The organism is Acinetobacter sp. DL27, assembly GCF_055810995.1.
Genome location: NZ_CM147947.1, coordinates 2,402,163 through 2,422,769, shown reverse-complemented (window position 1 = coordinate 2,422,769; position 20,607 = coordinate 2,402,163). Strand labels below are relative to the sequence as shown.

The following is a 20,607-nucleotide window of genomic DNA, read 5'->3' as shown; positions in this document are numbered from 1 at the left end:
AACTCGAAATACAGTCAATCAGGCTAAAAAGCCATTTATATGCTGTGAAAATATCACAGCGACAATGTTTTTGAATAAATTAAAATTTAAAGAAGGCTTATAGATTCAAAAGCTTAGTCTTCTTTATATATATTTTTTTGAATGATACTTAAATCACTATAAATAATAATGATGGTTTTGTTACCAAATTTAGCGTTCAAAACCGATATAATAAATGTCACATATCCTATTATCTTACTAATTAGAGAACGCGATGTCCCCATTAGATCAAATTGCTGCGGCTGCGGATGACCAGTCTGAACTCACTATGTCGGTCTTAATGACACCTGATATGGCGAATTTTTCAGGAAATGTGCATGGTGGCACCATTTTGAAACTGTTAGACCAAGTGGCATATGCGTGTGCAAGTCGTTTTTCAGGAAGTTATGTGGTGACCTTATCTGTTGATAAAGTTAATTTTAAAGAGCCGATTCATGTGGGCGAGTTAGTGACTTTCTTGGCAAGTGTGAACCATGTCGGCCGTACTTCGATGGAAATTGGTATTCGTGTTGAAGCACAAAATATTCAAAAGCGTACCGTGCGTCATACCAATAGTTGTTACTTCACCATGGTCGCGGTAGATGAAAATGGTAAGCCAAAACAAATTCCTGCGTTGAATTTGGACAATGACTGGAAGCGTTGTCGTTTTGAAGCAGCAGAACAACGTAAGGTCGCGCGCTTACAAGAGAACCATCATCCTTCGTGCAGTATTTATAAAAAAGCCTCACATAGTTAAGTTTTAAAAAAGGATCTCCTACATAGGGGATCTTTTTTTATGTCTGACGTTGATGTTTTGAATAGAGGCCCATATGGGCAAACTACGCTAATTTGGCGTTCTGCACCTGTTGATCTCGAATTTCTATAGTCCATGCGCATAAATAAAAAGAAACCAAGACAGGATATGTCTTGGTTTCAAGTAACGCTAAAAAGTTGTTGTGATCCAGCAGGAGAGTAAAGCCACTGGATCTTGCAACATTTCGATTATTTAGCGGCTTTTTCTTGATTCGGTTGCTCTGCTGATGCTTCCGAAGCTGGTGCATTTGCACTTAAGTCTGTGGTTTCAGCTGTTTCTTGGGTTGATACTACAACTTTGTCTTCTTGAGCTGGCGCTTGTTGAGGTGCAGCAAAAGTTGCAAAGCTCGCAGCTGTTAAAGATGTTGCAATAATTAAGTGAGAAAGTTTCATGGTTTTGGCATCCTTATATTTTATAGATAAAAATAGTTCAGACTGATCATCACATCAATTTGAACTGAGCTTCATGCTATCGCCTGAATATCTGCGGTTCAATCGAAGCAACAATGTGAAAAGTGCACATTACCTAAAACTACAGATGATGAAAAAATGGTGAGCTTTAAGTAACAAGTAGAAGCTTTTTGTGAAGAGATTGAGAGGAAGTGAGGAATAAATGTGCAATTTAAATGTTTGAAAACTCACATAAACTGTACAAAGCATGAGAATTAAGTGCGAAACCCTAATTTCAGTATTGAGTAAAATGTAAGGAAGTTTGTCTAATACGGGTATCGATGAATGAAATGTCAGTCAATTGAATGCTGAGTGTTCGATGCCATGGATTTGAGATGAGAAAATTGGTTATTTAAATTAAGATGATGGCTTATTTTATTGTGCTGTTTTTATCATATTCCATGCTAGGTATAAAATTTTGAAACTGATGCCGATGCCGCAGGCGGTTCCTACGCATATTATTTCGGGCTTTCTTGGCGCGGGTAAAACTACTTTGCTCATGCATTTGTTAGGTCAGAAACCTGAACATGAAGTTTGGGCGGTACTTATGAATGAGTTTGGGCAAATTGGCGTAGATCAACAGCTCATGCCAAAAACGGAAGGCTATGCGGTGAAAGAATTACTTGGTGGTTGTTTATGTTGTAGCAGCCAACTACCGATGCAAATTGCACTGTCTCGTTTCCTTTCAGAACAAAAGCCTGATCGGCTGTTTATTGAACCCACAGGCTTAGGACATCCCGCACAGTTACTAGAGCAACTGACCGAGCCACATTGGCACTCGACCCTGCACATGCGTGCACCGATCACGGTGCTGGATGGTTCGCGTTTACATGATCATGCATGGACAGCACAAAATCTTTATCAGGATCAATTGAAAGCGGCGCAGATTGTGGTGGTTTCACATCAAGCTCAAATGCAGAAAGCAGATCAAGAGGCTCTTGAAAAACTGCAAACCGAATATCAGCCTTATGCTCAGCAGTGGCTGATGGCAGAGCAGGGCAAGATTGAGCTTGCACAAATTGATTTTGACTACATCGGAACAAAACGATTTAAGCAGCCTTTACTGAGCGTTCAGCAACAGTTGAAAGCGACTCAACAAGATTTTCCCGAGATTAAACAGTTGCCGTATCACTATGTAGAAACAGCGCAAGGTTATAGTGTTGCAGGTTGGAAAATGCCGAAACGTTGGGTTTTTGACTTTTACGATTTATTAGATTTACTTTGTGAACAGCAAGATTGGCGACGGATTAAAGGAATTTTCCATACCAATCAGGGGTGGAAGGCATTTAATTTCAATCCTGAACAATTTAACTATCAAGATGTTGAAGAAGGGATTGATAACCGAGTTGAGTTGATTGTTCAAAATGAAAGAGATTGGATGGGTTTTGAAAGCGCACTTTTTGCATGTCGCATTGAGCAATGACTTAAATTGTTTTAAGCAAAAAAGGACGAAATCTTATATGCTAGTCGGCAAATTTGAGGATGGTACGTATGGCGCTTAAAGCTACAATTTATAAGGCAGATTTGAATATTGCCAATATGGATGTCCACCAATATGGGGACTATCAACTGACTTTGGCATTGCATCCTTCAGAAACCATTGAGCGTTTGATGGTGCGTTTGTTAGCGTTTGCACGTTTTGCGGATGAAGCTTTAGAGTTTACCAAAGATTTATTTGAAACCAATGAACCTGCGCTGTGGGAAAAAGACCTAACGGGTCAGTTGGTGAAATGGATTGAAGTGGGCAGCCCAGACGAAGATAAAGTGAAAAAAGCCAGTGCACGTTGTAAGCAAGTGGCGATTGTCACTTATGGCACAGCGGTCGATGAATGGTATAAGCGTAACAGTAAGTTGAAGACATTGAACAATGTAGAAATCTGGCAGTTGTCGACTGCAAGTACTGAAGCGGTTCAAGCCCTATGTGAGCGTACCATGCAACTTCAGTTGAATGTGATGGATGGAGAGTGGACCTTAATTGGTGACCATGCTCAAGCCATTATTGAGTGGACGCAATTGCAATAAACAAGCAGTTTAACTAGATTTATTGATTGAACAGGTTGGAGCGAGAACATGAGCGCAGAATTAGAAATTATTGATTTGGTTGTCGGTGAAGGCAAAGAAGCAGTCAAAGGTGCTTTAATCACTACGCATTATACGGGCTGGTTAGAAGATGGAACCAAGTTTGATTCATCTTTAGATCGCGGGAACTACTTTGAAACTGTGATTGGGACAGGCCGTGTCATTAAAGGTTGGGACCAAGGGATTATGGGCATGAAAGTGGGTGGTAAACGTAAACTCATCGTGCCATCACATTTGGCTTATGGTGAGCGTAAAATGGGCAATATTATTCCTGCCAATTCAAATTTGATTTTTGAAATTGAATTGTATGATGTAAAAACACGTGATTAATCAAAATTAGTGATAATGAGCCAATTACAAGGATGTATTTGATTCATTTGTAAAAACACTTGGTTTTTAAGAAAAACATTTGTAGATTAATCCTTAGGCAGAGCGTATTTAAGGGAAGAGTCGCTTTTGTATAGCTCATTGAGCAAACAGCCGTTGATCTGGTTTATTCTCAGCTGTCTGCTAATTTTAAGTCTAATACCTTCGACGTGGGCGCAATATGAAGCCGAACCCGCAGAGTATTATTTACATCAAAAAAATGTCAACGCTATTCAGTTTGGCGAAAAAACCACTAGTTATTTAAAAGGAACGTGGTCTTATTATGACCATGAACTGATTACTCGGCCCAATCCTAAATTAATTTCAAAAGCAACGGAATTGCCGGTTTCTTTTAAGGAACTTACTGGCAGTAATATAGGTTACGGTACCTTTATTGCACATTTCAAAATTCCTGAACAATTTATTGGGCGAAGGTTAGCCATTCACATCCCCAACCAATCTGGAGCTTATCGGGTGTATCTCAATGGAGACTTTTTAGTCCGTTTGGGAGATGTTGCCGATAATGCAGAAGCACAACAAACAGAAAATGCACCGCGGATTGCTTATTTTGTTCCAGATCGTCCTTATTTCACTCTGAGCATACAGGCCTCAAACTTTAATAAGTTAGGTGGTGGACTTGAAAGCCCCATGCATATTGGCATTGCTAAAACGATCAATCGGCATTATCAACAATTGATGATGAGTATCGCCATGATCTGTGGCGCAGTGTTTGGTGTAGGCTTGTTCACCACTATGTTTTCTATTTTCCGTGGTTCGGATGAGCGAAATAGTAAAGGTATTTTCGTCTTTGGCATTTTTATTCTATTTCTTGCCTTACACAATCTTTTTACCGCGCCTTATGCCTACACGACTTTCTTAGATATCAATTGGTTGTGGGGAATCCGTTTAGAATATTTATTTATCTATTTAGCGGTCATGTTCTTTTTGAGCTATATGTATTTGCTTGATCAACACTATTTACAGCATTGGATTTATACCATTTCCATGTTGGTTTTGACCTTGAATATCGTCATCACCTTATTATCTGAGCAGGAAGTTTTTGAGCAGCTGGCTTTTTATAGTGCATTTTTCAGTATTATTATTTTACTGAATTTTGCTTATGGTTTTTACATAACCTTAAAGACCAAACAAAAGTATTCGAAGCTTAATTTTTGCGCCGTGATTGTGTTGTGTATGTCGTTTATTCATGACTTTTTGCTAACACTACATGTGATTGATTCGATTCATCTATCTTTCATCTCTACCAGTCTGTATGCACTTTTGGTGATGTTCCAGCAATCGCGTAACTATGCCTATCAGACTTACCATACCGAACGTTTAAATAATAATTTAATTGAACTGAATGATTCTCTAGACCAAAAAGTGCAACAGCGCACCTCTCAATTACATGACTTAAATGAAAAACTCGAATATCAAATTCAAATTGATGCTTTAACAGGCGCCTATAATCGCCGTGCATTGAATCAAGAAATTCAGCAGCGCTTTGTTGAAACACAACAAAATAGTCATGCAACTTTGGTTTTTGCCATGATGGATGTCGATTATTTCAAAAATTATAATGATTTCTATGGGCATTTAAAGGGTGATGAAGTCCTGCAAAATCTGGTCAAAGTGATTGGTGCGGTACTGCCACATAATGCCTACTTAGCACGCTATGGTGGGGAAGAGTTTGCTATTGTTTTATATAATGTCCCACTTGTGATTATTAGCCAGATTATGCAAACCGTTTTAGACGCGGTGCGTAGTGCGCGTTTTGAGCATCATAACCGCCTAGATGGTAAAGATTATGTGACCTTGAGTATGGGAGTGTCGTGGATGGATCGTGAAACGAGTTATGCCAATATTCACGACCTTATGAAAGCGGCTGATTTAAAACTGTATCAAGCCAAAGAAGCAGGCCGTGATCAGATGAAAATGCCGAATGCATCATATGAAACTGAGTGATTTTTAGGTGAATCAGGCCTTGGTCAATTGCCCTTAGCATAAGAGTTTAACCATAGCCACCATTTTGGGATTTGGGATGTCTTGGGCATGGATTTGAAAGCCATGTTTTTGATAAAAAGGAAATGCCGTTTGAGTGCTTTCTAAACTCATTTGACGAATTTTCTTACGTTTAAGATGTTCAATAACAGTTTCTAATAAAGCTTTCCCAATGCCGCGTTGTTGTTCAGCGGATGAAATATAATTGAGTAAAATACGCCCTTGGTCACTGACCATAATAAAACCCACTACGTGCTGATTGAGTACATAGACCCAGCTGTCGTTATAGTGCATCCACATAATCAGGTTGGATTGAGTCTTATTTTCTAGCCAAATTTGAATCGTACTTTCATGGCGATGGTGGTCTTTGATACATGATCGAATACTGTCGTGCACGACATTTAAAATTTCAGGAATGTCCTGAAGTTGGGCTGCCCGTATCATCTTTTCTTCTTAGAGCTGTAGAAAGAGCTATTTCATGCTAGCGACTGTATTTATTAAATTGAATTACTGTTAGTACGGATGTAACTTTGTTGTTCAATCACACGAAGTTGATTATTTTTTATAGTGATTTTGTGAGTGAAAAATCACATATCGTGATGCCTTTCACATTCGTGCGAATATGTGTTGAATCACCAGAATTGGTCTGAGAATCAATATTCATTCACAATTCATCGAATTGAGCATTTGAGTTCATACGTACTCTGTTTAATTAATTTGGTGTTTATTTGAGCGATAATACTGTATTTTAAAAGGGAATATTTGTTACGAGAGCAGAGCATGGCGACATTTTTATTGATGATTTGCATACTCATTGCTTTGGTTGCGGCATCTATTATTGTAATCAAAATTCAAAAAAAGCACCGCTTTCTGAAGCGACAAAAAAAAGCGGTTGAATCGGAAGCAGTATCTTCGCTAATGGCAACGCATACCAACATATCACCTCAGGTTGAGCGTGTTATTGAAGTTGATGCTTATGAACAAGAGCTGTTCGATGACGTGGCGACTCTATTTCTAGATCAAGCGATATTGCTCACGGCTGAAGAAGATGCAACGCTGATGCAAAGTACCTTATTGGTCAAAATGCCTGCGAAAACCCAGACGCAAATTCACAAAATGGATTTAAATGAATGGTCTATTTTTTGGAGCTTCTATGATCAATCGCTTGAATATTATGTAAGTCGTTATGGCATGTTTTATACGCATATCGACCGTAGTGGACGCGAGCATAAAAAAAGCCATCGTACTCGGGATTGATCTCTTGCTTAAGCCTATACAGCGTCCATCACAGCCATGGATAACTGTTTAAGAATTCGTTCTGCAACATGAGTTAGATAGAAGTCATCCTGTTTTAAGCGTGTCATTAAAATTGCGCCCTCATAATCGGCAACACTAATTTTGGCCAGTACCTCAGCTTGAGCAATAGGCATCACTTGCTGAAAATAGTGCAACAACGCCAACTCCCAATCTTGAAAAATAGACTGAATTTTGAGATGAATTTGTTCGGATAAATGCGGAATTTCCAACGATAGCATCCCGACTAAACAGCCTGGAACACCAGTACTAAAAAAGCTGACCGCTTGTTGGTGCGCGTATTCAAAACGAACGTAATACTCTAAGTGCGTATCCCGCAAGATGCTGAACAGTTTATGGTTTAAGTATTGCTGGCTAACTTGCAAAATATCTAAAACCAAAGCTTCTTTATTGGGATAGTAATAATAAAATGCTGCTTTACTGAGCCCACAAGACTTTGCTAGTAAATCCATACTGGTGCCTGCATAACCATGGGTTTTAAAGGTTTGCATGCAATGCAACTGGATTTGTTCTTTACTCAGTTTTTGTGGGCGCATAGAGCTTTAACGTTCCGTAGTGGTTGGTAATGATAAATAGCCATTGAAAGTGTTCAGCATATCTTCCCAGATGGCTTCGGCTCCTTGGCGGAAATATCCCATGTGTCCAATTTCTTTCAAGCCATAGTCGCTGGCTTCAATATTGAGATAATGCATGTTCGCATGTCGATAATGCTGCATAAATGCATGCCTTGAGTTGGGTAAAGCCCAGTCATCATCCAGTGCTGAAACAGCATAGATTGGAGTTTTGACCTGTGCATATTGTTCCTGCAAGTGTTGCTGCTCTGGATCTGCAAAAAAGTAGGTCGGATTTTTACACCATTTTCGCCACTGTGTGTAGACATCCACAGGTAAATCGGTACCCATTTTAAGCAGGCTCCAAGGCAGATAGCCCTTTAGTGCAACCATCGGCGGGAAAATAATATTCCATATCACGTGCACTTTCATTTTCTCCCGAAACGGCATATAGCCATGCCAACCCGCACCTGTGCCAAAGCAATACATCGCAGTGACTTGGTCATGGTTGCGGGTTAAACCGAGTGCTTGGCCTCCATAAGAGTGTCCAACCACAAAAATAGGTTTGTCATCTTTGCGGATAGAGTCAATGGCAGCCGACAAGTCTAGCTGCCCCCAGTCCAAATAGGACATGCTAAAACCTTTGAGTTGCTTCGGTGCAGAAAGCCCCACACCACGATAATCAAAAGTTAGGACTTGATAACCTAGAGCTACTGCATACTCGGCAAAGCGGCGATAGAACTGCTGTGGTACACCTGTTGCACTGGCAACAATGATGTTGGCTTTGATCGGCTCAGATGAGCGATAACGTGTACCAACGAGTACATAACCATCGGTTGCTGAAAATTTTACAGTTTGTTTCTCAATTTGGGTCGAATCTAAATGGGCGGTGGCTTGCATTATCATTTCTTCTTTTTTGTTAAATCCTAAAGTCGGTTCCAGATTTCTGGGCTTTACTGTCCTTTAAACTGAGCAGGGCGGCGTTGTAGCATTGCCATGACACCTTCTTGGACATCTTGGGTTTTGAGTAGTGGGCTGAGGTGCTCTTGTAAATGTGCAAAGGCATAGTCTGCGCCGTGTTGTACTGCTTGTTGCGCAGAAGCTAGCGTAGCTTGAACTGCGAGTGGTGCAGCTTGTGCAATTGATTCTGCAAGGCTCAATGCTCGCTCTAATGCAGCGTTTGGCGTGGATGCTTCTACGACCTCGGTAATTAAATTGAGATCGAGAGCTACTTGCGCATTGAAGTTGTCACCTGTGAGTAAATAGCGCATAGCCTTGTTCCAACCCGCCGCTTGTACAAAGCGAACCGTTGCACCGCCAAAGGGTAAAATGCCGCGCTTTACTTCCATTTGGGCAAATTGTGTATTGGCATCCGCAATCACCACATCGGCATTGAGCATCAGTTCAATTCCCGCGGTAAAGCAAAAGCCTTGGACTGCCACAACAACAGGTTTGGTGCGGGGTCTGGAGCTGGTGCCCCAAGGGTTAATTTGTGACGTGGGAAAGTCGAAAACGCCTGCATTGAGCTTGGGTTGCAACTCAACCAAATCAAGCCCAGCTGTAAAGTGTTCCCCGTGTGCAAAAATCACGGCACAGCGCAGTGAAGGATCATCCTCATATTCGGTGAGGGCCAGTGATAAGTCATGAATCATATGACTATCGAAAGCATTGCGCTTGGCTGCGCGATCTAAACCAATTAAAAATAACGAACCGCGAACTTCGCGACTGACACGACCTTGTTGTTCTGACATTTTGATTATTCCTGCATCGTTTTATAAGTTTTTAAACGATTGTTAGAAAACTGTCAAAACTTATGCGTATACATTCTGTGACTCGATAGTTTGCTTAGATTCTCCGAAAAAAACGACGTTTAGATTGAGTGGAATTGTCTTGCCTTTATTGAGTTTTTTTTCATAATAGCAGCACTTCTTTGAATACCAGTTGAACCATGTCTAGCCTTGAAATATTTGCAGTCATCATTAGCTTAATTGGGGTGACGTTGACCATTAAGCGCAATATGTGGTGTTGGTGGTTTAACTTCGCTGCTTTCTTGTTATATGCCTATTTGTTTTATACCTATAAGTTGTATGGCGAAACCATTTTGCAGTTTTTCTTTGTGGTGGTGAACTTTTACGGTTTTTATCACTGGCTCAAAGGTAAACAACAAGATCATGACATTCGGATTGAACCGATTACAGCTCGGCAAGTGATTTTGCAAATGCTGCTTGCCGCTGTGGCTGGTGCAGTATTTGGTCTGAGCTTAAAGTATTTGACCGATGCAGCTGTACCGCTACTGGATGCGCAGCTCGCTGCATTTAGTCTGTTGGCGACCTATTGGACCAGTCGTAAACATATTGCGACATGGGTGCTGTGGGTATTTGTTGATATAGTTTATGTCGGTATGTTTATCTATAAAGATTTGTTCCTAACCGCGGCTTTATATGCAGGCTTTGTTGCCTTGGCGGCTTTTGGCTGGTGGCAATGGACACAGGTACGTCATAAACAACAGCTCAAAAGTGTATAGGCTGGGTAGTGTTGATTGATTTTAAACAAATACAATTGGCTCAATTTGAGTCGGTCATTGAACGGTTAAAAGGAAGTCCACAGCAATATTTGGACTTTGCTTCGGTTGCGGATTTTTATCAGGCCACTTGGCTGGGGGATTTACCCAGCAGTGCAAGTTGGGCGGTTACAGGACTGGACGATGGGGCAGAGCATTTTGATATTCGCTTGGCCTGTTTTGAGCGCGTGGTTTTTATTTATATTGCAGATGATATTGTCATACAGAATGGCGGACATTGAAATCTAGATCGCGGTATAGTCGGTGCTGGAACATCGTCTATATTTGACCTTTCTACAGGATGACGAGATCCAGTTTTCAGTCCTGATCAGGGCATGGATGTTTACAAAAACAAAAAATAAAGGATTTAATGCTATGGCACATCAGTTTGTAGTCAATGCCACCATCAAAGGTGTTTCTTTGGATGACTTCCGTCGACTCGCAGCCAATATCAGCTTACATGAAAATGTTTGTCGCCGTATTCCCGGTGAGAAGTTGGAAATTTTGGAGTCGAATAAAGTTGGTGATATTTATACCCTTAAGCGCGCGTATAATTTGGATGTCAATATTCCCGATATTGCGAAGAAATTTCTAAAAGATGCATTTCGTTTACAACGTACCGACGTCAGCAATTTAGTTGTGCTCAGCTCGGAAGTCCGTTTAGACCCTAACTTACCTTTAGAAGCTGTGTGTCAACGTAGTGTATCGGGTAATGATGAGCAGATTCACTTTCAACTGGAATGGACGGTAAAAGTGAAAGTGCCATTAATTGGTGGTATGTTAGAAAAACATGCTGAAGGCGAAATTCGTAAGTTTAGCCAAATCGAGCTTGATATCGTAGAAGATGAACTGCGCCAAAATCTGCATGCAGAAACTTTAAGCTAAAGGTTTTGACCTCATGCTTTCAAAGTAGCTTGCATAAAAAGAAACCCTTCGATTGAAGGGTTTTATCATTTTAGTGCTTCGTCTCGAATTGAGCTCGATAAACCAAAGCTGTGAAGAAGCAAACCCAACAGACCAGCCAAATATAATACATCGCGCCAATGTTGCTATAGAGACTGAGCCATTGAACCAAAGGGAGTGTGATGCCTCCTGCAATGGCATAGGCGACATTGTAGGAAAACGAAATGCCTGAAAAGCGGATCGGAGCAGGGAACATTTTGACCATGCTATAGGACACAAGCCCTACCGTGCCTGAAAAGAATCCCAAAAGCATATACAGTACAAACACCGTAGTTGGACTGACCACACCTAAACTGTGATAGAAAATGGTTGCGATAGCGGCGACACCGAGCGAGCCAAAAATCAAGACCTTAGCTGCACCAAAGCGATCAGCTAATGTCCCAGCGAGTATGCATCCCAGCATTTGCATGATGATCGCAGCACTTTGCATTTGAAAAGCATCGCTACGTTCAAAGCCAAAGGCACCCGTCAGTAAGTTTGGCATGGCTAAAATCAGGACCACCACACAAGCAGTTAAGAACCAAGTCAAGAGCATACCAATCACAACGGCGGTTTTATGGTTGGCTAAGACTTGTTTCACCGGCATTTCTTTGGATAATTCTTTACGTGCTTGCATGGCTTTGAATACTGGGGTCTCTTTCAAATAACTACGTAAATACAAGGCCACTAAGCCAAAAATACCGCCCACAATAAAGGGAATGCGCCAAGCCCAATCATGTATAGCTGCTTCACTAAACTGAAGAGAAATGAACAGTGACATTAAAGCACCGAGCAAGATGCCGAGTGACAAACCAGCCGTAAGTAAGCCATTGGCAAAACCAATTTTTTCAGATGGAACATGCTCAGAAACAAAGGTCCATGCCGCTGGAATTTCTCCACCAATTGCGATGCCTTGTACCACCCGCATAAGGAGTAAGAGTAAGGGCGCGGCATAACCAATCGTTTCAAAAGTTGGCATAACCCCGATCATTAGTGTCGGCAAAGCCATGAGCAAAATAGATAAGCTAAATAGACGCTTGCGCCCGATGAGGTCGCCAAAGTGCGCCATGACTACACCGCCAAGTGGACGGAAGAAGTAGCCTGCGGCAAAAATACCGTAAGTATTCAGCATGGCCCAAAATGGGCTGAGCCCTGCGGGAAAGAACAACTCTGAAATAATTTTGGCATAAAAAACATAAATAACAAAGTCATAGAACTCAAGTGCACCACCGAGTGATGACAGCCCAAGGGTACGTTTGTCTTCTCTGGTCAAACGTGGTGTTGCATCCATGCGTATATTTCCAAAGCTGAATAAAGGTTTATATTTGATTTTAAAGAAGTCTTTTTTGAATGAATAATCAATCTTTCTTTACTGGGACTGAACTAAAAATTATACATGAATCAACATAGTTGATTTGATGGTCAACGTAAATATATAACGCAGGCGAGATAAAAGGCTTATGATATAAAAAGAATAAATAGGTATAAAAATTAGGATTTGTGTATGAGTGTCATTTTACCTGTTGCACAACGTGGTGAAGATATTTTAAGACTCAAAGCTGCTCGCGTTGCAGATGCAGAATTTAATAGCGACTGGCTCATGCAGTTGGCTTCTACCATGATTGCGACCATGTTAGAGCGGAGCGGTGTAGGCATTGCTGCACCACAAGTTTATATTTCAAAGCGGGTTATTATTGTGGCTTCACGGCCAAATTTACGTTATCCCGATGCGCCTGAAATGGACGCCGTAGTGATGGTCAATCCTGAAATTTTAGAGTTTTCTCAAGCAACGACCTTAGGTGAAGAAGGCTGTTTAAGCGTACCGAATGAGCGTGGTCAGGTACAGCGTGCGCAAAGTATTAAGGTGCTGTATCACACTTTGACTGGTGAGGTAATGGAAAGTAGTTTTGAAGGTTTTCCTGCGCGCATTGTGCAGCATGAAATAGACCATCTCAATGGTATTTTATTTGTCGATCGCCTGAGTGCTTAGTCGCGAGTGTCATTTTATTCATCTTTATATTTAAACTGTTGCGGGGTCTGTCCCAAATGACGTTTAAACATGCTACTAAACGCACTCGGATTGCTATAACCAAGAGATCTTGCAATCTGCGCAACAGATTCGCCACTGGCAATTTTACTTAAGGCATGGGCAATATGCATCTGCTGAACCCATGCGCGATAAGACAGTCCTGTTTCCTTTTGAAACATGCGCATTAATGTTCTGGAGCTGGTGCCAATTTCATCGGCCCATGTGCTTAAATCTTTTAACTGATCGGGCGTACTTAATAGCGCTTGGCAAATATTCATTAAGCGTCGATCTTGCGGCCACGGAATCTGAATTGGCAACAGATTGGCTTTATGAATTTCATCAAAAATTAAAATCTGTAAAGATCTAGACAGTTCATCTGAGCTGATCAGCTCGGAAGGTGGAATGTGTTCAATCGCATTGAGCCGGATGAGCAGTTCATGTAATAACTTGCTGACCCGAATAATAAAACAATGTTGCCCCAGCAGTGCAGCTGCATCGGCTTGAACCAATGCAGTATTGAGTTTAACTCGACTCAATGAAATCACACTGTGCTCGACATGGGTCGGAATCCATAGCGCACACATCGGCGGCACGATCCAGACATGATTCGGGGTGAACACCTGAATCATCCCTGTCGAAGCATACAGAAACTGTGCCCGTGAATGCGTATGCGCAGGGGTAATCTCTCGATAGGTATGCTCAGAAGAGAGTCCAATCACCAATTCGGACATTTCGGTTTGAATCAGAGAATTTGGCATGTGTGTCTTTAAATTGTCAGTTATACAGTGATTATTGGAAGATAGTCTTATGAATGACATTTTACAATCAATGCCTGATGAAAAATACATGGAGTTTGCGAGGTATGTCGTCTTTAATTCAAATGAAAGAGGGTATGGGCGAAGCTACGATCAATGAGCAGCCGCAAGGCATGATCATAAAAGTGGTGGGGGCTGTGGCTATTGCACATCTGCTCAATGACTTAATTCAAGCCGTTTTGCCAGCCATTTACCCGATGCTGAAAACCAATTTTTCCTTAAGCTTTGCGCAAGTGGGACTGATTTCATTGGTTTATCAAATTACGGCATCGTTACTGCAACCTTGGATTGGACTCTATACCGACAAGCATCCGAAACCTTATCTACTGCCACTCGGCATGGTAGTGACTTTTAGCGGCATTTTACTGTTGGCTTTTTCTCCGAATTTTATTGTACTGCTCATGGCTTCGGCATTGATTGGTGTCGGGTCTTCAACCTTTCATCCTGAAGCCTCACGTGTGGCGCGAATGGCTTCGGGCGGGCGTTTTGGCACAGCACAATCAACCTTTCAGGTCGGTGGAAATACAGGAACTGCAATTGGGCCTTTATTGGCAGCGCTGATCATTGTGCCCTTTGGACAGCATGCAGTGGCATGGTTGATTGTATTTGCCTTACTGGCGATTTGGGTGCTGTTCGGTGTCAGTCGTTGGAGCATCAGCCACAGTAAAAAACAATTGGCTGCCAAAGCGCATCAAGTGCAAAGCAAACTGCATGGGCGTCAACTCGTCATCGCGCTGTCGACCATTTGCGTGTTGATGTTTGCCAAATTTACTTACATCGCCAGCATCAGTAACTATTTCACTTTTTATTTAATGCACAAGTTTCAGCTCAGTTTGCAAAGTGCGCAGTTACATCTATTTGCCTTTTTGGCTGCGGTAGCTCTGGGTACATTTGCAGGTGGGCCGATTGGAGACAGAATTGGGCGTAAAGCGGTGATTTGGGTGTCTTTTGTTGGCATGGCGCCGTTTGCTTTGATGATGCCGCATGCCAACCTATTTTGGACCACCGTGCTCTCGATTATCACAGGTTTAGTAATGTCCTCTGCCTTTGCTGCCATGGTGGTTTATGCACAAGAAGCCGTTCCGGGACGAGTTGGCATGATTGCAGGTTTGATGTTTGGTTTAATGTTCGGTGTAAGTGGTATTGCCGCAGCAGGTTTAGGATATTTGGCTGACGTCAAAGGCATTGAATGGGTATTTGGCGTGTGTTCATTATTGCCTTTACTCGGTTTGGCGACCTTCTTTTTACCGAAGACTCAAGCAAACTAACTAAATACTGCTGATCTATAGTTTCAATCGCGCTATCTTATCAAACGAAGATGGCGCGATTGCATTTCGGCCTGATGATTATGATTGGTTATAACGGCATTAAATGTATGTGTGTTTTGACTTTGGAGGATTGATGCGATGACTGATCTTAATTCTGTACTCAAATTTTCCTTGGGCGTAGACCAACTTTCATTTGAAATGGATGGACAGCATATACAGCTAGATCAAGGTTTAAGCTATATACAGTCAAACAGTATGCGCAATGGGTTTCTGGATGAGCTTGCGATTGAGTCGATGATTTATGTGATTGAAGAGCTTTTAGAATCCGTTCAGATGAAGTATGCCCAACCTAAGACTGCCATGACTTCAGATACCTTATTCCAAAGAGTCTTAGCATTATTTTTCTCAGATCAGCAGCAACTTGACCGTGTGCAACTTGAACGTGCTTTCAATACATTTGTTGAGCGTAGGGAGTACTATGTGTCTAAAGTGGCTGATGACGGTCTTTCTAGTTTAGTTTACTTGATTGTGCTGCGAGAGATGATGCATCACTGGAATGTGGTGGAGATTCAATTAGAACAGCTTGATTTTGAATGATATTAAAAACGTAAAAAATAGGGAATGATAGATAACACAATACCAGTGCCACTCAGTAGGAAATTACTCTCAATAAAATAAGGGAAAATCATTAAAACGAGGCCTACAGTAAAAGGCACAGTCATTTTTTGCTTTTTTCCATACAAAAAATAGCCTAAACCAATTGAGCTAAAGATAACACCGAGAAAAAGTTGGGTAGTATTCATGGTGATGTTTCGTACTTTGTTATTCTCTAGTAAATATTATGCCAAGATTCTTAAGAGAAGATAAAAAAATTAAGAGAGTTATGATGCAACTTTATAACAAGAACTTAAAACAGCCATCTCGTGATTTACGTAATAATATGACCGATGCTGAACAATGACTATAGCATAAATTATGAAGAAGTTGGATTATTGGATGCATTCTAATAAATTTTAGAATAAAAATATTACAGAAGTTAAATGCTTAAAGAATATTTTAGAGGCTTGTTTTTTGTGATAATATTTGAAAAAATTTATAGTAAATATTTAGTAGTAATTTGGGGGTGTAAATGGCTGACTTAAGCGTAAAAATTATAGATTTTAAAATAGAAGGATTTAAAGGTCTGAATCATGAAATATATGCTAAATTCTCAAATGATGAAGCAACTGTGTTATATGGAGATAATGGTTGTGGTAAAACTACATTCCTAAAAACTTTGGCATTCTTTTTACAAAAAAATGATGTGGAGTTAACTAAACTCAATATTAGGAAAATTACAGCTACACTTTTCTATCATAACAATGAAGTTGAAGTTGAAGTTTTCAATAATCCAGAATTGCAAGAGTTGGTTTGGAATAACAATAGTGTAATTCTTGATAATTTAAAATCATTGTCATTAGGAGTAGAAAGAGGAGGGATTGCACAAACAACTAATATACCAGAAGAAGTTATCTATGATTATTTTAGATTTTCTAATAATAAATTAAATGTTACCCGGCGAATTCAAACATGAGGTGCGACAGTTTCAAAAGCCATATGATAATCAACAAGCTGAGCAAATTTCTCTAATGGTGTAAGCCAATCTAACGCCTTTCTAGGACGAGTATTCAGTGACATGGCAACTTGATTTAAATAATGCTGATCTGCCTGATTTAAATCAATCCCTTTAGGTAAATATTGCCTAATTAAACCATTCATATTTTCGCATGTGCCTTTTTGCCAAGGTGAATGTGGGTCACAGAAATATACATCTATGCCTAAATCTTCTTCGAGTATTTTATGTTCTGACATCTCGCGTCCACGGTCATAGGTCAACGTTTTACGCAGTTCTGCAGGTAAATATTTCAGAGCTTCAGTTAAAGCCTTGCGCACTGATTCTGCCTTTGCATCAGGTAATGTTGCCAAGATACAGAGCCGTGTATTTCGTTCAATAAGTGTTGCTATCGAACTTTTATTGTCTTTACCTTTAATTAAATCAGCTTCCCAATGACCCGGTATTTTTCTTTCTTGAACTTCGGCTGGGCGCTCATGAATAGTTTTAATATCCTGTAATATAGAATCTTTTTTAGGTTCACCGTTAGCTTTTCGCTTTTTATTTTCATGACGCAGACAGGATAATAAGTCTTTTTTCAACTCACCCTTTGGTAATGCTCGTATCGTTGAATAAATCGTTGTATGGCTTACATTCATTGTTTGATCCAAATCAGGAAATGTCTTTAAACGCTTTGCTATTTGCTGAGGAGACCATAAACAACGGATCGCTTCAACAATAAATTTCCAGAGGATTGAATCGATTTTGAGTTTTCTGTGACCACGTCTACGTCTAGCGAAGGTGTTATCAGAAGCATATCGAGCTTGATAAACGTCATTGATGCTATTTCTTTTAAGCTCACGATAGATCGTACTAGGATGTCTTTTAATGAGTTCAGCAAATTTTCTGGCTGAAAAGCCTTCTTTTCTTGACTCAAGCATTAATGCAGTACGATCTTCAAAGTTAAGATGATGGTATGACAATTTTATATACTCCATAAACCCTTTAAATTAATTAGGTGGTTTATGTCGCACTTCAAGTTTTACTCTGCCCCCCAACTGTTGCAAGAGAAATAGCATATGATTTAGCACAGAGAGTAAAAAAATATAATCTATTGTATAGAAAAAGAAGGCATGTTAATTCTCAAATTGATTTTGATCAAAATCATTTGTTTATACAAGATATTAAAATGGAGGTTATTGAGAATTTAATATTCACAAATTATAGGAAAGCAAAATATCGTTCGACACACAGGATTCAAAATGCTTTATTTGATACTTTATCAGATGCTGTTGCGATAACTGAGAAAGTGGAAGAAAGTAATTCTTACTATGAAAAACAATTAATTCCTTTGCTTCAGGAAAAGAGTGAAAGGATAATTGAAGCTTTAATAAGTAGTGAAGATAATAGATTTAAAAATATGTTAATTGAAATTCTTGAGGACATAAAAAATTATGAAATACAACAACAGATTCTTGATAATAAGTTGTTAAGAAAACTATTTGCGAATATGTTGTTAGAGCTGGAGTACGAAAATATTCATTTAAGTACTATTAATAACTTAATTGAAATATTTAATTCATTCTTAAGTGATAATAAAAAATTAGTTGTAAGTGTTGATAAATTAATTATTGAAGTTGATGGTGTTGAACATTCGATAGAGGAGTTATCAAGTGGTGAAAGGCATATGATAACATTCTTATCCTTAGTGCTTTTTGTTGGTAATAATAGAAACTTCTTAATTATTGATGAACCAGAGATATCGCTAAATATAAAGTGGCAGCGAAGTCTTATAAAGTTGTTTAAAGAGCTATTGCCCAATGTTCAAATTATTGTTGCATCGCACTCTCCATTCCTAGCTAAAAATAATCCTGAATATTTAGCTAAATTGAAAGTTGGAGCAGAGTAAGATATGAAATCAGTAATTGATGCAAGTGAGCTATTAACAATTTCTATCATGCAAGAATGTCCTATTATAGTAGTTGAAGGTATCGGTGATATTCCTATATATGAAAAGATTTTTTCAACTATGCTTGATGAGTTTGAAATATATACATCTGAACAGATTAATGGAATTGAACCAGGTTGCAGAGGTGTAGAGAAAATAATAAAAATTGTTAATTCAGGTTATGATATTGATTTTATTAAAAAGTATATTGCTGGAATTGTTGATAAAGATGTAAAGGATTATAGAGGGGAATTAAGTAATATTGATAACTTAGTTGTTACAGACTACTATTCGATGGAAACTCACTTTATAGCTAATACCGTTATTAAGAAAATATTTTCTAACTTTATTAGGGTCCCTGAATTAAAAATACCTGAAGTATTATTACATGAATTTTGGGATTTTTTCTATTGTGAATCTGAATATTTGTATTTGGCATCTTTGGATGCATTAAGGAAATCAATTAATAGTGAAGCAGATTCTATATTCACATATACGTCAAACTATAATCAAACTAAAAATAGAATTGTTCAAGCCAAATTACAGCAAGAAAAGATTAGAAATTTAATATTTGCATTCAAGCTTGGCTTAGAGTTTGATGTTGAATATTTAAAAAAAATATGTAAAGGTAAATGGTTTTTAGAGTTTTTTTGTGAAAAAATTAGTTACTTTATTACTAATGAAATCAAAATTTGCCAAAATGATGAATATAAATGTGATATGTGTATAAAAGGGAATAGTGAAGGTTGGGCGAATTCAAACATGAGGTGCGACAGTTTCAAAAGCCATATGATAATCAACAAGCTGAGCAAATTTCTCTAATGGTGTAAGCCAATCTAACGCCTTTCTAGGACGAGTATTCAGTGACATGGCAACTTGATTTAAATAATGCTGATCTGCCTGATTTAAATCAATCCCTTTAGGTAAATATTGCCTAATTAAACCATTCATATTTTCGCATGTGCCTTTTTGCCAAGGTGAATGTGGGTCACAGAAATATACATCTATGCCTAAATCTTCTTCGAGTATTTTATGTTCTGACATCTCGCGTCCACGGTCATAGGTCAACGTTTTACGCAGTTCTGCAGGTAAATATTTCAGAGCTTCAGTTAAAGCCTTGCGCACTGATTCTGCCTTTGCATCAGGTAATGTTGCCAAGATACAGAGCCGTGTATTTCGTTCAATAAGTGTTGCTATCGAACTTTTATTGTCTTTACCTTTAATTAAATCAGCTTCCCAATGACCCGGTATTTTTCTTTCTTGAACTTCGGCTGGGCGCTCATGAATAGTTTTAATATCCTGTAATATAGAATCTTTTTTAGGTTCACCGTTAGCTTTTCGCTTTTTATTTTCATGACGCAGACAGGATAATAAGTCTTTTTTCAACTCACCCTTTGGTAATGCTCGTATCGTTGAATAAATCGTTGTATGGCTTACATTCATTGTTTGATCCAAATCAGGAAATGTCTTTAAACGCTTTGCTATTTGCTGAGGAGACCATAAACAACGGATCGCTTCAACAATAAATTTCCAGAGGATTGAATCGATTTTGAGTTTTCTGTGACCACGTCTACGTCTAGCGAAGGTGTTATCAGAAGCATATCGAGCTTGATAAACGTCATTGATGCTATTTCTTTTAAGCTCACGATAGATCGTACTAGGATGTCTTTTAATGAGTTCAGCAAATTTTCTGGCTGAAAAGCCTTCTTTTCTTGACTCAAGCATTAATGCAGTACGATCTTCAAAGTTAAGATGATGGTATGACAATTTTATATACTCCATAAACCCTTTAAATTAATTAGGTGGTTTATGTCGCACTTCAAGTTTTACTCTGCCTTGCTTATATAATTTTCGAGTACGGC

General features: G+C 39.3%; 25 protein-coding genes. 15 read left to right on the top strand and 10 right to left on the bottom strand.

Annotated elements, in window-relative coordinates; translation table 11 throughout:
- The first annotated feature begins 253 nt into the window (after nucleotides 1-253).
- Nucleotides 254-775 carry an acyl-CoA thioesterase gene (locus tag AC0KVP_RS11750; protein WP_004694449.1) on the top strand — a complete coding sequence of 174 codons (522 nt, stop codon included), beginning with the start codon at nucleotides 254-256 and terminating at the stop codon, nucleotides 773-775.
- A gap of 245 nt (nucleotides 776-1,020) precedes the next feature.
- Here the strand turns inward: AC0KVP_RS11750 and AC0KVP_RS11745 are convergent, their stop codons facing one another.
- A complete protein-coding gene (locus tag AC0KVP_RS11745) occupies nucleotides 1,021-1,224 on the bottom strand; it encodes a hypothetical protein (RefSeq protein WP_004694446.1) in 204 nt (67 codons plus the stop codon).
- Nucleotides 1,225-1,708: 484 nt separating this feature from the next.
- On the opposite strand from AC0KVP_RS11745, the gene AC0KVP_RS11740 reads away from it, so the two are divergent.
- The 4 genes from AC0KVP_RS11740 to AC0KVP_RS11725 all read left to right on the top strand — a co-directional run bounded on the left by AC0KVP_RS11740 (nucleotide 1,709) and on the right by AC0KVP_RS11725 (nucleotide 5,691).
- Nucleotides 1,709-2,704 carry a CobW family GTP-binding protein gene (locus AC0KVP_RS11740; RefSeq protein ID WP_473340508.1) on the top strand — a complete coding sequence of 332 codons (996 nt, stop codon included), beginning with the start codon at nucleotides 1,709-1,711 and terminating at the stop codon, nucleotides 2,702-2,704.
- 68 nt (nucleotides 2,705-2,772) lie between these two features.
- A complete protein-coding gene (locus tag AC0KVP_RS11735) occupies nucleotides 2,773-3,303 on the top strand; it encodes a YaeQ family protein (protein WP_004981095.1) in 531 nt (176 codons plus the stop codon).
- A 48-nt stretch (nucleotides 3,304-3,351) separates the two neighbouring features.
- Nucleotides 3,352-3,690: an FKBP-type peptidyl-prolyl cis-trans isomerase gene (locus AC0KVP_RS11730; RefSeq protein ID WP_004981094.1), complete on the top strand. Its 339-nt coding sequence runs from the start codon at nucleotides 3,352-3,354 to the stop codon at nucleotides 3,688-3,690.
- A gap of 126 nt (nucleotides 3,691-3,816) precedes the next feature.
- Nucleotides 3,817-5,691, top strand: coding sequence for a sensor domain-containing diguanylate cyclase (locus tag AC0KVP_RS11725; RefSeq protein WP_473336837.1), 1,875 nt, complete (start codon nucleotides 3,817-3,819; stop codon nucleotides 5,689-5,691).
- 33 nt (nucleotides 5,692-5,724) lie between these two features.
- On the opposite strand, the gene AC0KVP_RS11720 is transcribed toward AC0KVP_RS11725, so the two are convergent.
- Nucleotides 5,725-6,171, bottom strand: coding sequence for a GNAT family N-acetyltransferase (locus AC0KVP_RS11720; protein ID WP_473336835.1), 447 nt, complete (start codon nucleotides 6,169-6,171; stop codon nucleotides 5,725-5,727).
- A 336-nt stretch (nucleotides 6,172-6,507) separates the two neighbouring features.
- Here AC0KVP_RS11720 and AC0KVP_RS11715 point away from each other — a divergent pair, with 336 nt between their 5' ends.
- Nucleotides 6,508-6,984, top strand: coding sequence for a hypothetical protein (locus AC0KVP_RS11715; RefSeq protein WP_348937990.1), 477 nt, complete (start codon nucleotides 6,508-6,510; stop codon nucleotides 6,982-6,984).
- A 14-nt stretch (nucleotides 6,985-6,998) separates the two neighbouring features.
- On the opposite strand, the gene AC0KVP_RS11710 is transcribed toward AC0KVP_RS11715, so the two are convergent.
- Genes AC0KVP_RS11710 through AC0KVP_RS11700 form a run of 3 tightly spaced genes read right to left on the bottom strand, consistent with a single transcriptional unit; the run spans nucleotide 6,999 to nucleotide 9,343 of the window.
- Nucleotides 6,999-7,577, bottom strand: a complete 579-nt coding sequence (locus AC0KVP_RS11710) for a TetR/AcrR family transcriptional regulator (protein WP_473336833.1) — start codon at nucleotides 7,575-7,577, stop codon at nucleotides 6,999-7,001.
- A 6-nt stretch (nucleotides 7,578-7,583) separates the two neighbouring features.
- Nucleotides 7,584-8,492, bottom strand: coding sequence for an alpha/beta hydrolase family protein (locus AC0KVP_RS11705; protein WP_473336831.1), 909 nt, complete (start codon nucleotides 8,490-8,492; stop codon nucleotides 7,584-7,586).
- Between the two features lie 53 nt (nucleotides 8,493-8,545).
- A complete protein-coding gene (locus AC0KVP_RS11700; RefSeq protein ID WP_473336830.1) occupies nucleotides 8,546-9,343 on the bottom strand; it encodes a crotonase/enoyl-CoA hydratase family protein in 798 nt (265 codons plus the stop codon).
- Between the two features lie 197 nt (nucleotides 9,344-9,540).
- On the opposite strand from AC0KVP_RS11700, the gene pnuC reads away from it, so the two are divergent.
- The 3 genes from pnuC (at nucleotide 9,541) to AC0KVP_RS11685 (ending at nucleotide 11,037) form a co-directional block, all read left to right on the top strand.
- Entirely contained in the window at nucleotides 9,541-10,116 is a 576-nt protein-coding gene (pnuC, locus tag AC0KVP_RS11695; protein WP_473336828.1) for a nicotinamide riboside transporter PnuC, read from the top strand.
- 8 nt (nucleotides 10,117-10,124) lie between these two features.
- A complete protein-coding gene (locus AC0KVP_RS11690; protein WP_473336826.1) occupies nucleotides 10,125-10,394 on the top strand; it encodes a hypothetical protein in 270 nt (89 codons plus the stop codon).
- A 133-nt stretch (nucleotides 10,395-10,527) separates the two neighbouring features.
- Nucleotides 10,528-11,037, top strand: coding sequence for a DUF2505 family protein (locus AC0KVP_RS11685; RefSeq protein WP_183174019.1), 510 nt, complete (start codon nucleotides 10,528-10,530; stop codon nucleotides 11,035-11,037).
- Nucleotides 11,038-11,107: 70 nt separating this feature from the next.
- On the opposite strand, the gene AC0KVP_RS11680 is transcribed toward AC0KVP_RS11685, so the two are convergent.
- Nucleotides 11,108-12,385, bottom strand: a complete 1,278-nt coding sequence (locus AC0KVP_RS11680; RefSeq protein ID WP_473336823.1) for an MFS transporter — start codon at nucleotides 12,383-12,385, stop codon at nucleotides 11,108-11,110.
- 213 nt (nucleotides 12,386-12,598) lie between these two features.
- On the opposite strand from AC0KVP_RS11680, the gene def reads away from it, so the two are divergent.
- On the top strand, nucleotides 12,599-13,084 hold the full coding sequence (gene def / locus AC0KVP_RS11675) for a peptide deformylase (protein ID WP_473336820.1): 486 nt from the start codon (nucleotides 12,599-12,601) through the stop codon (nucleotides 13,082-13,084).
- 14 nt (nucleotides 13,085-13,098) lie between these two features.
- On the opposite strand, the gene AC0KVP_RS11670 is transcribed toward def, so the two are convergent.
- A complete protein-coding gene (locus tag AC0KVP_RS11670) occupies nucleotides 13,099-13,881 on the bottom strand; it encodes an AraC family transcriptional regulator (protein ID WP_279739591.1) in 783 nt (260 codons plus the stop codon).
- Between the two features lie 104 nt (nucleotides 13,882-13,985).
- Between AC0KVP_RS11670 and AC0KVP_RS11665 the strand changes: the two genes are divergently transcribed.
- Complete coding sequence (locus AC0KVP_RS11665; RefSeq protein ID WP_473336818.1) at nucleotides 13,986-15,206, top strand: MFS transporter; 1,221 nt, start codon at nucleotides 13,986-13,988, stop codon at nucleotides 15,204-15,206.
- Between the two features lie 138 nt (nucleotides 15,207-15,344).
- On the top strand, nucleotides 15,345-15,803 hold the full coding sequence (locus AC0KVP_RS11660; RefSeq protein WP_473336816.1) for a hypothetical protein: 459 nt from the start codon (nucleotides 15,345-15,347) through the stop codon (nucleotides 15,801-15,803).
- 2 nt (nucleotides 15,804-15,805) lie between these two features.
- On the opposite strand, the gene AC0KVP_RS11655 is transcribed toward AC0KVP_RS11660, so the two are convergent.
- On the bottom strand, nucleotides 15,806-16,009 hold the full coding sequence (locus AC0KVP_RS11655; RefSeq protein WP_473336814.1) for an amino acid transport protein: 204 nt from the start codon (nucleotides 16,007-16,009) through the stop codon (nucleotides 15,806-15,808).
- A gap of 326 nt (nucleotides 16,010-16,335) precedes the next feature.
- On the opposite strand from AC0KVP_RS11655, the gene AC0KVP_RS11650 reads away from it, so the two are divergent.
- The gene (locus AC0KVP_RS11650; RefSeq protein ID WP_473336811.1) at nucleotides 16,336-16,779 is read left to right on the top strand and encodes an AAA family ATPase; all 444 of its coding nucleotides are present in this window, start codon (nucleotides 16,336-16,338) and stop codon (nucleotides 16,777-16,779) included.
- Here the strand turns inward: AC0KVP_RS11650 and AC0KVP_RS11645 are convergent.
- On the bottom strand, nucleotides 16,770-17,795 hold the full coding sequence (locus AC0KVP_RS11645) for an IS30-like element ISAba125 family transposase (RefSeq protein WP_004994718.1): 1,026 nt from the start codon (nucleotides 17,793-17,795) through the stop codon (nucleotides 16,770-16,772). The genes AC0KVP_RS11650 and AC0KVP_RS11645 overlap by 10 nt on opposite strands.
- Before the next feature lie 20 nt (nucleotides 17,796-17,815).
- Here AC0KVP_RS11645 and AC0KVP_RS11640 point away from each other — a divergent pair, with 20 nt between their 5' ends.
- The gene (locus tag AC0KVP_RS11640; protein ID WP_473336808.1) at nucleotides 17,816-18,706 is read left to right on the top strand and encodes an AAA family ATPase; all 891 of its coding nucleotides are present in this window, start codon (nucleotides 17,816-17,818) and stop codon (nucleotides 18,704-18,706) included.
- 3 nt (nucleotides 18,707-18,709) lie between these two features.
- On the top strand, nucleotides 18,710-19,567 hold the full coding sequence (locus tag AC0KVP_RS11635) for a DUF4435 domain-containing protein (protein ID WP_473336806.1): 858 nt from the start codon (nucleotides 18,710-18,712) through the stop codon (nucleotides 19,565-19,567).
- Here AC0KVP_RS11635 and AC0KVP_RS11630 read toward each other — a convergent pair.
- Nucleotides 19,502-20,527, bottom strand: coding sequence for an IS30-like element ISAba125 family transposase (locus AC0KVP_RS11630; RefSeq protein WP_004994718.1), 1,026 nt, complete (start codon nucleotides 20,525-20,527; stop codon nucleotides 19,502-19,504). The genes AC0KVP_RS11635 and AC0KVP_RS11630 overlap by 66 nt on opposite strands.
- Nucleotides 20,528-20,607: the final 80 nt, after the last annotated feature.

Bases quoted from the DNA above. Each gene is read 5' to 3' on its own strand.
- AC0KVP_RS11750 (WP_004694449.1), top strand. From the start codon at position 254: ATGTCCCCATTAGATCAAATTGCTGCGGCTGCGGATGACCAGTCTGAA.
- AC0KVP_RS11745 (WP_004694446.1), bottom strand. From the start codon at position 1,224: ATGAAACTTTCTCACTTAATTATTGCAACATCTTTAACAGCTGCGAGC.
- AC0KVP_RS11740 (WP_473340508.1), top strand. From the start codon at position 1,709: ATGCCGATGCCGCAGGCGGTTCCTACGCATATTATTTCGGGCTTTCTT.
- AC0KVP_RS11735 (WP_004981095.1), top strand. From the start codon at position 2,773: ATGGCGCTTAAAGCTACAATTTATAAGGCAGATTTGAATATTGCCAAT.
- AC0KVP_RS11730 (WP_004981094.1), top strand. From the start codon at position 3,352: ATGAGCGCAGAATTAGAAATTATTGATTTGGTTGTCGGTGAAGGCAAA.
- AC0KVP_RS11720 (WP_473336835.1), bottom strand. From the start codon at position 6,171: ATGATACGGGCAGCCCAACTTCAGGACATTCCTGAAATTTTAAATGTC.
- AC0KVP_RS11715 (WP_348937990.1), top strand. From the start codon at position 6,508: ATGGCGACATTTTTATTGATGATTTGCATACTCATTGCTTTGGTTGCG.
- AC0KVP_RS11710 (WP_473336833.1), bottom strand. From the start codon at position 7,577: ATGCGCCCACAAAAACTGAGTAAAGAACAAATCCAGTTGCATTGCATG.
- AC0KVP_RS11705 (WP_473336831.1), bottom strand. From the start codon at position 8,492: ATGCAAGCCACCGCCCATTTAGATTCGACCCAAATTGAGAAACAAACT.
- AC0KVP_RS11700 (WP_473336830.1), bottom strand. From the start codon at position 9,343: ATGTCAGAACAACAAGGTCGTGTCAGTCGCGAAGTTCGCGGTTCGTTA.
- pnuC (WP_473336828.1), top strand. From the start codon at position 9,541: ATGTCTAGCCTTGAAATATTTGCAGTCATCATTAGCTTAATTGGGGTG.
- AC0KVP_RS11685 (WP_183174019.1), top strand. From the start codon at position 10,528: ATGGCACATCAGTTTGTAGTCAATGCCACCATCAAAGGTGTTTCTTTG.
- AC0KVP_RS11680 (WP_473336823.1), bottom strand. From the start codon at position 12,385: ATGGATGCAACACCACGTTTGACCAGAGAAGACAAACGTACCCTTGGG.
- def (WP_473336820.1), top strand. From the start codon at position 12,599: ATGAGTGTCATTTTACCTGTTGCACAACGTGGTGAAGATATTTTAAGA.
- AC0KVP_RS11670 (WP_279739591.1), bottom strand. From the start codon at position 13,881: ATGCCAAATTCTCTGATTCAAACCGAAATGTCCGAATTGGTGATTGGA.
- AC0KVP_RS11665 (WP_473336818.1), top strand. From the start codon at position 13,986: ATGTCGTCTTTAATTCAAATGAAAGAGGGTATGGGCGAAGCTACGATC.
- AC0KVP_RS11660 (WP_473336816.1), top strand. From the start codon at position 15,345: ATGACTGATCTTAATTCTGTACTCAAATTTTCCTTGGGCGTAGACCAA.
- AC0KVP_RS11655 (WP_473336814.1), bottom strand. From the start codon at position 16,009: ATGAATACTACCCAACTTTTTCTCGGTGTTATCTTTAGCTCAATTGGT.
- AC0KVP_RS11650 (WP_473336811.1), top strand. From the start codon at position 16,336: ATGGCTGACTTAAGCGTAAAAATTATAGATTTTAAAATAGAAGGATTT.
- AC0KVP_RS11645 (WP_004994718.1), bottom strand. From the start codon at position 17,795: ATGGAGTATATAAAATTGTCATACCATCATCTTAACTTTGAAGATCGT.
- AC0KVP_RS11635 (WP_473336806.1), top strand. From the start codon at position 18,710: ATGAAATCAGTAATTGATGCAAGTGAGCTATTAACAATTTCTATCATG.
- AC0KVP_RS11630 (WP_004994718.1), bottom strand. From the start codon at position 20,527: ATGGAGTATATAAAATTGTCATACCATCATCTTAACTTTGAAGATCGT.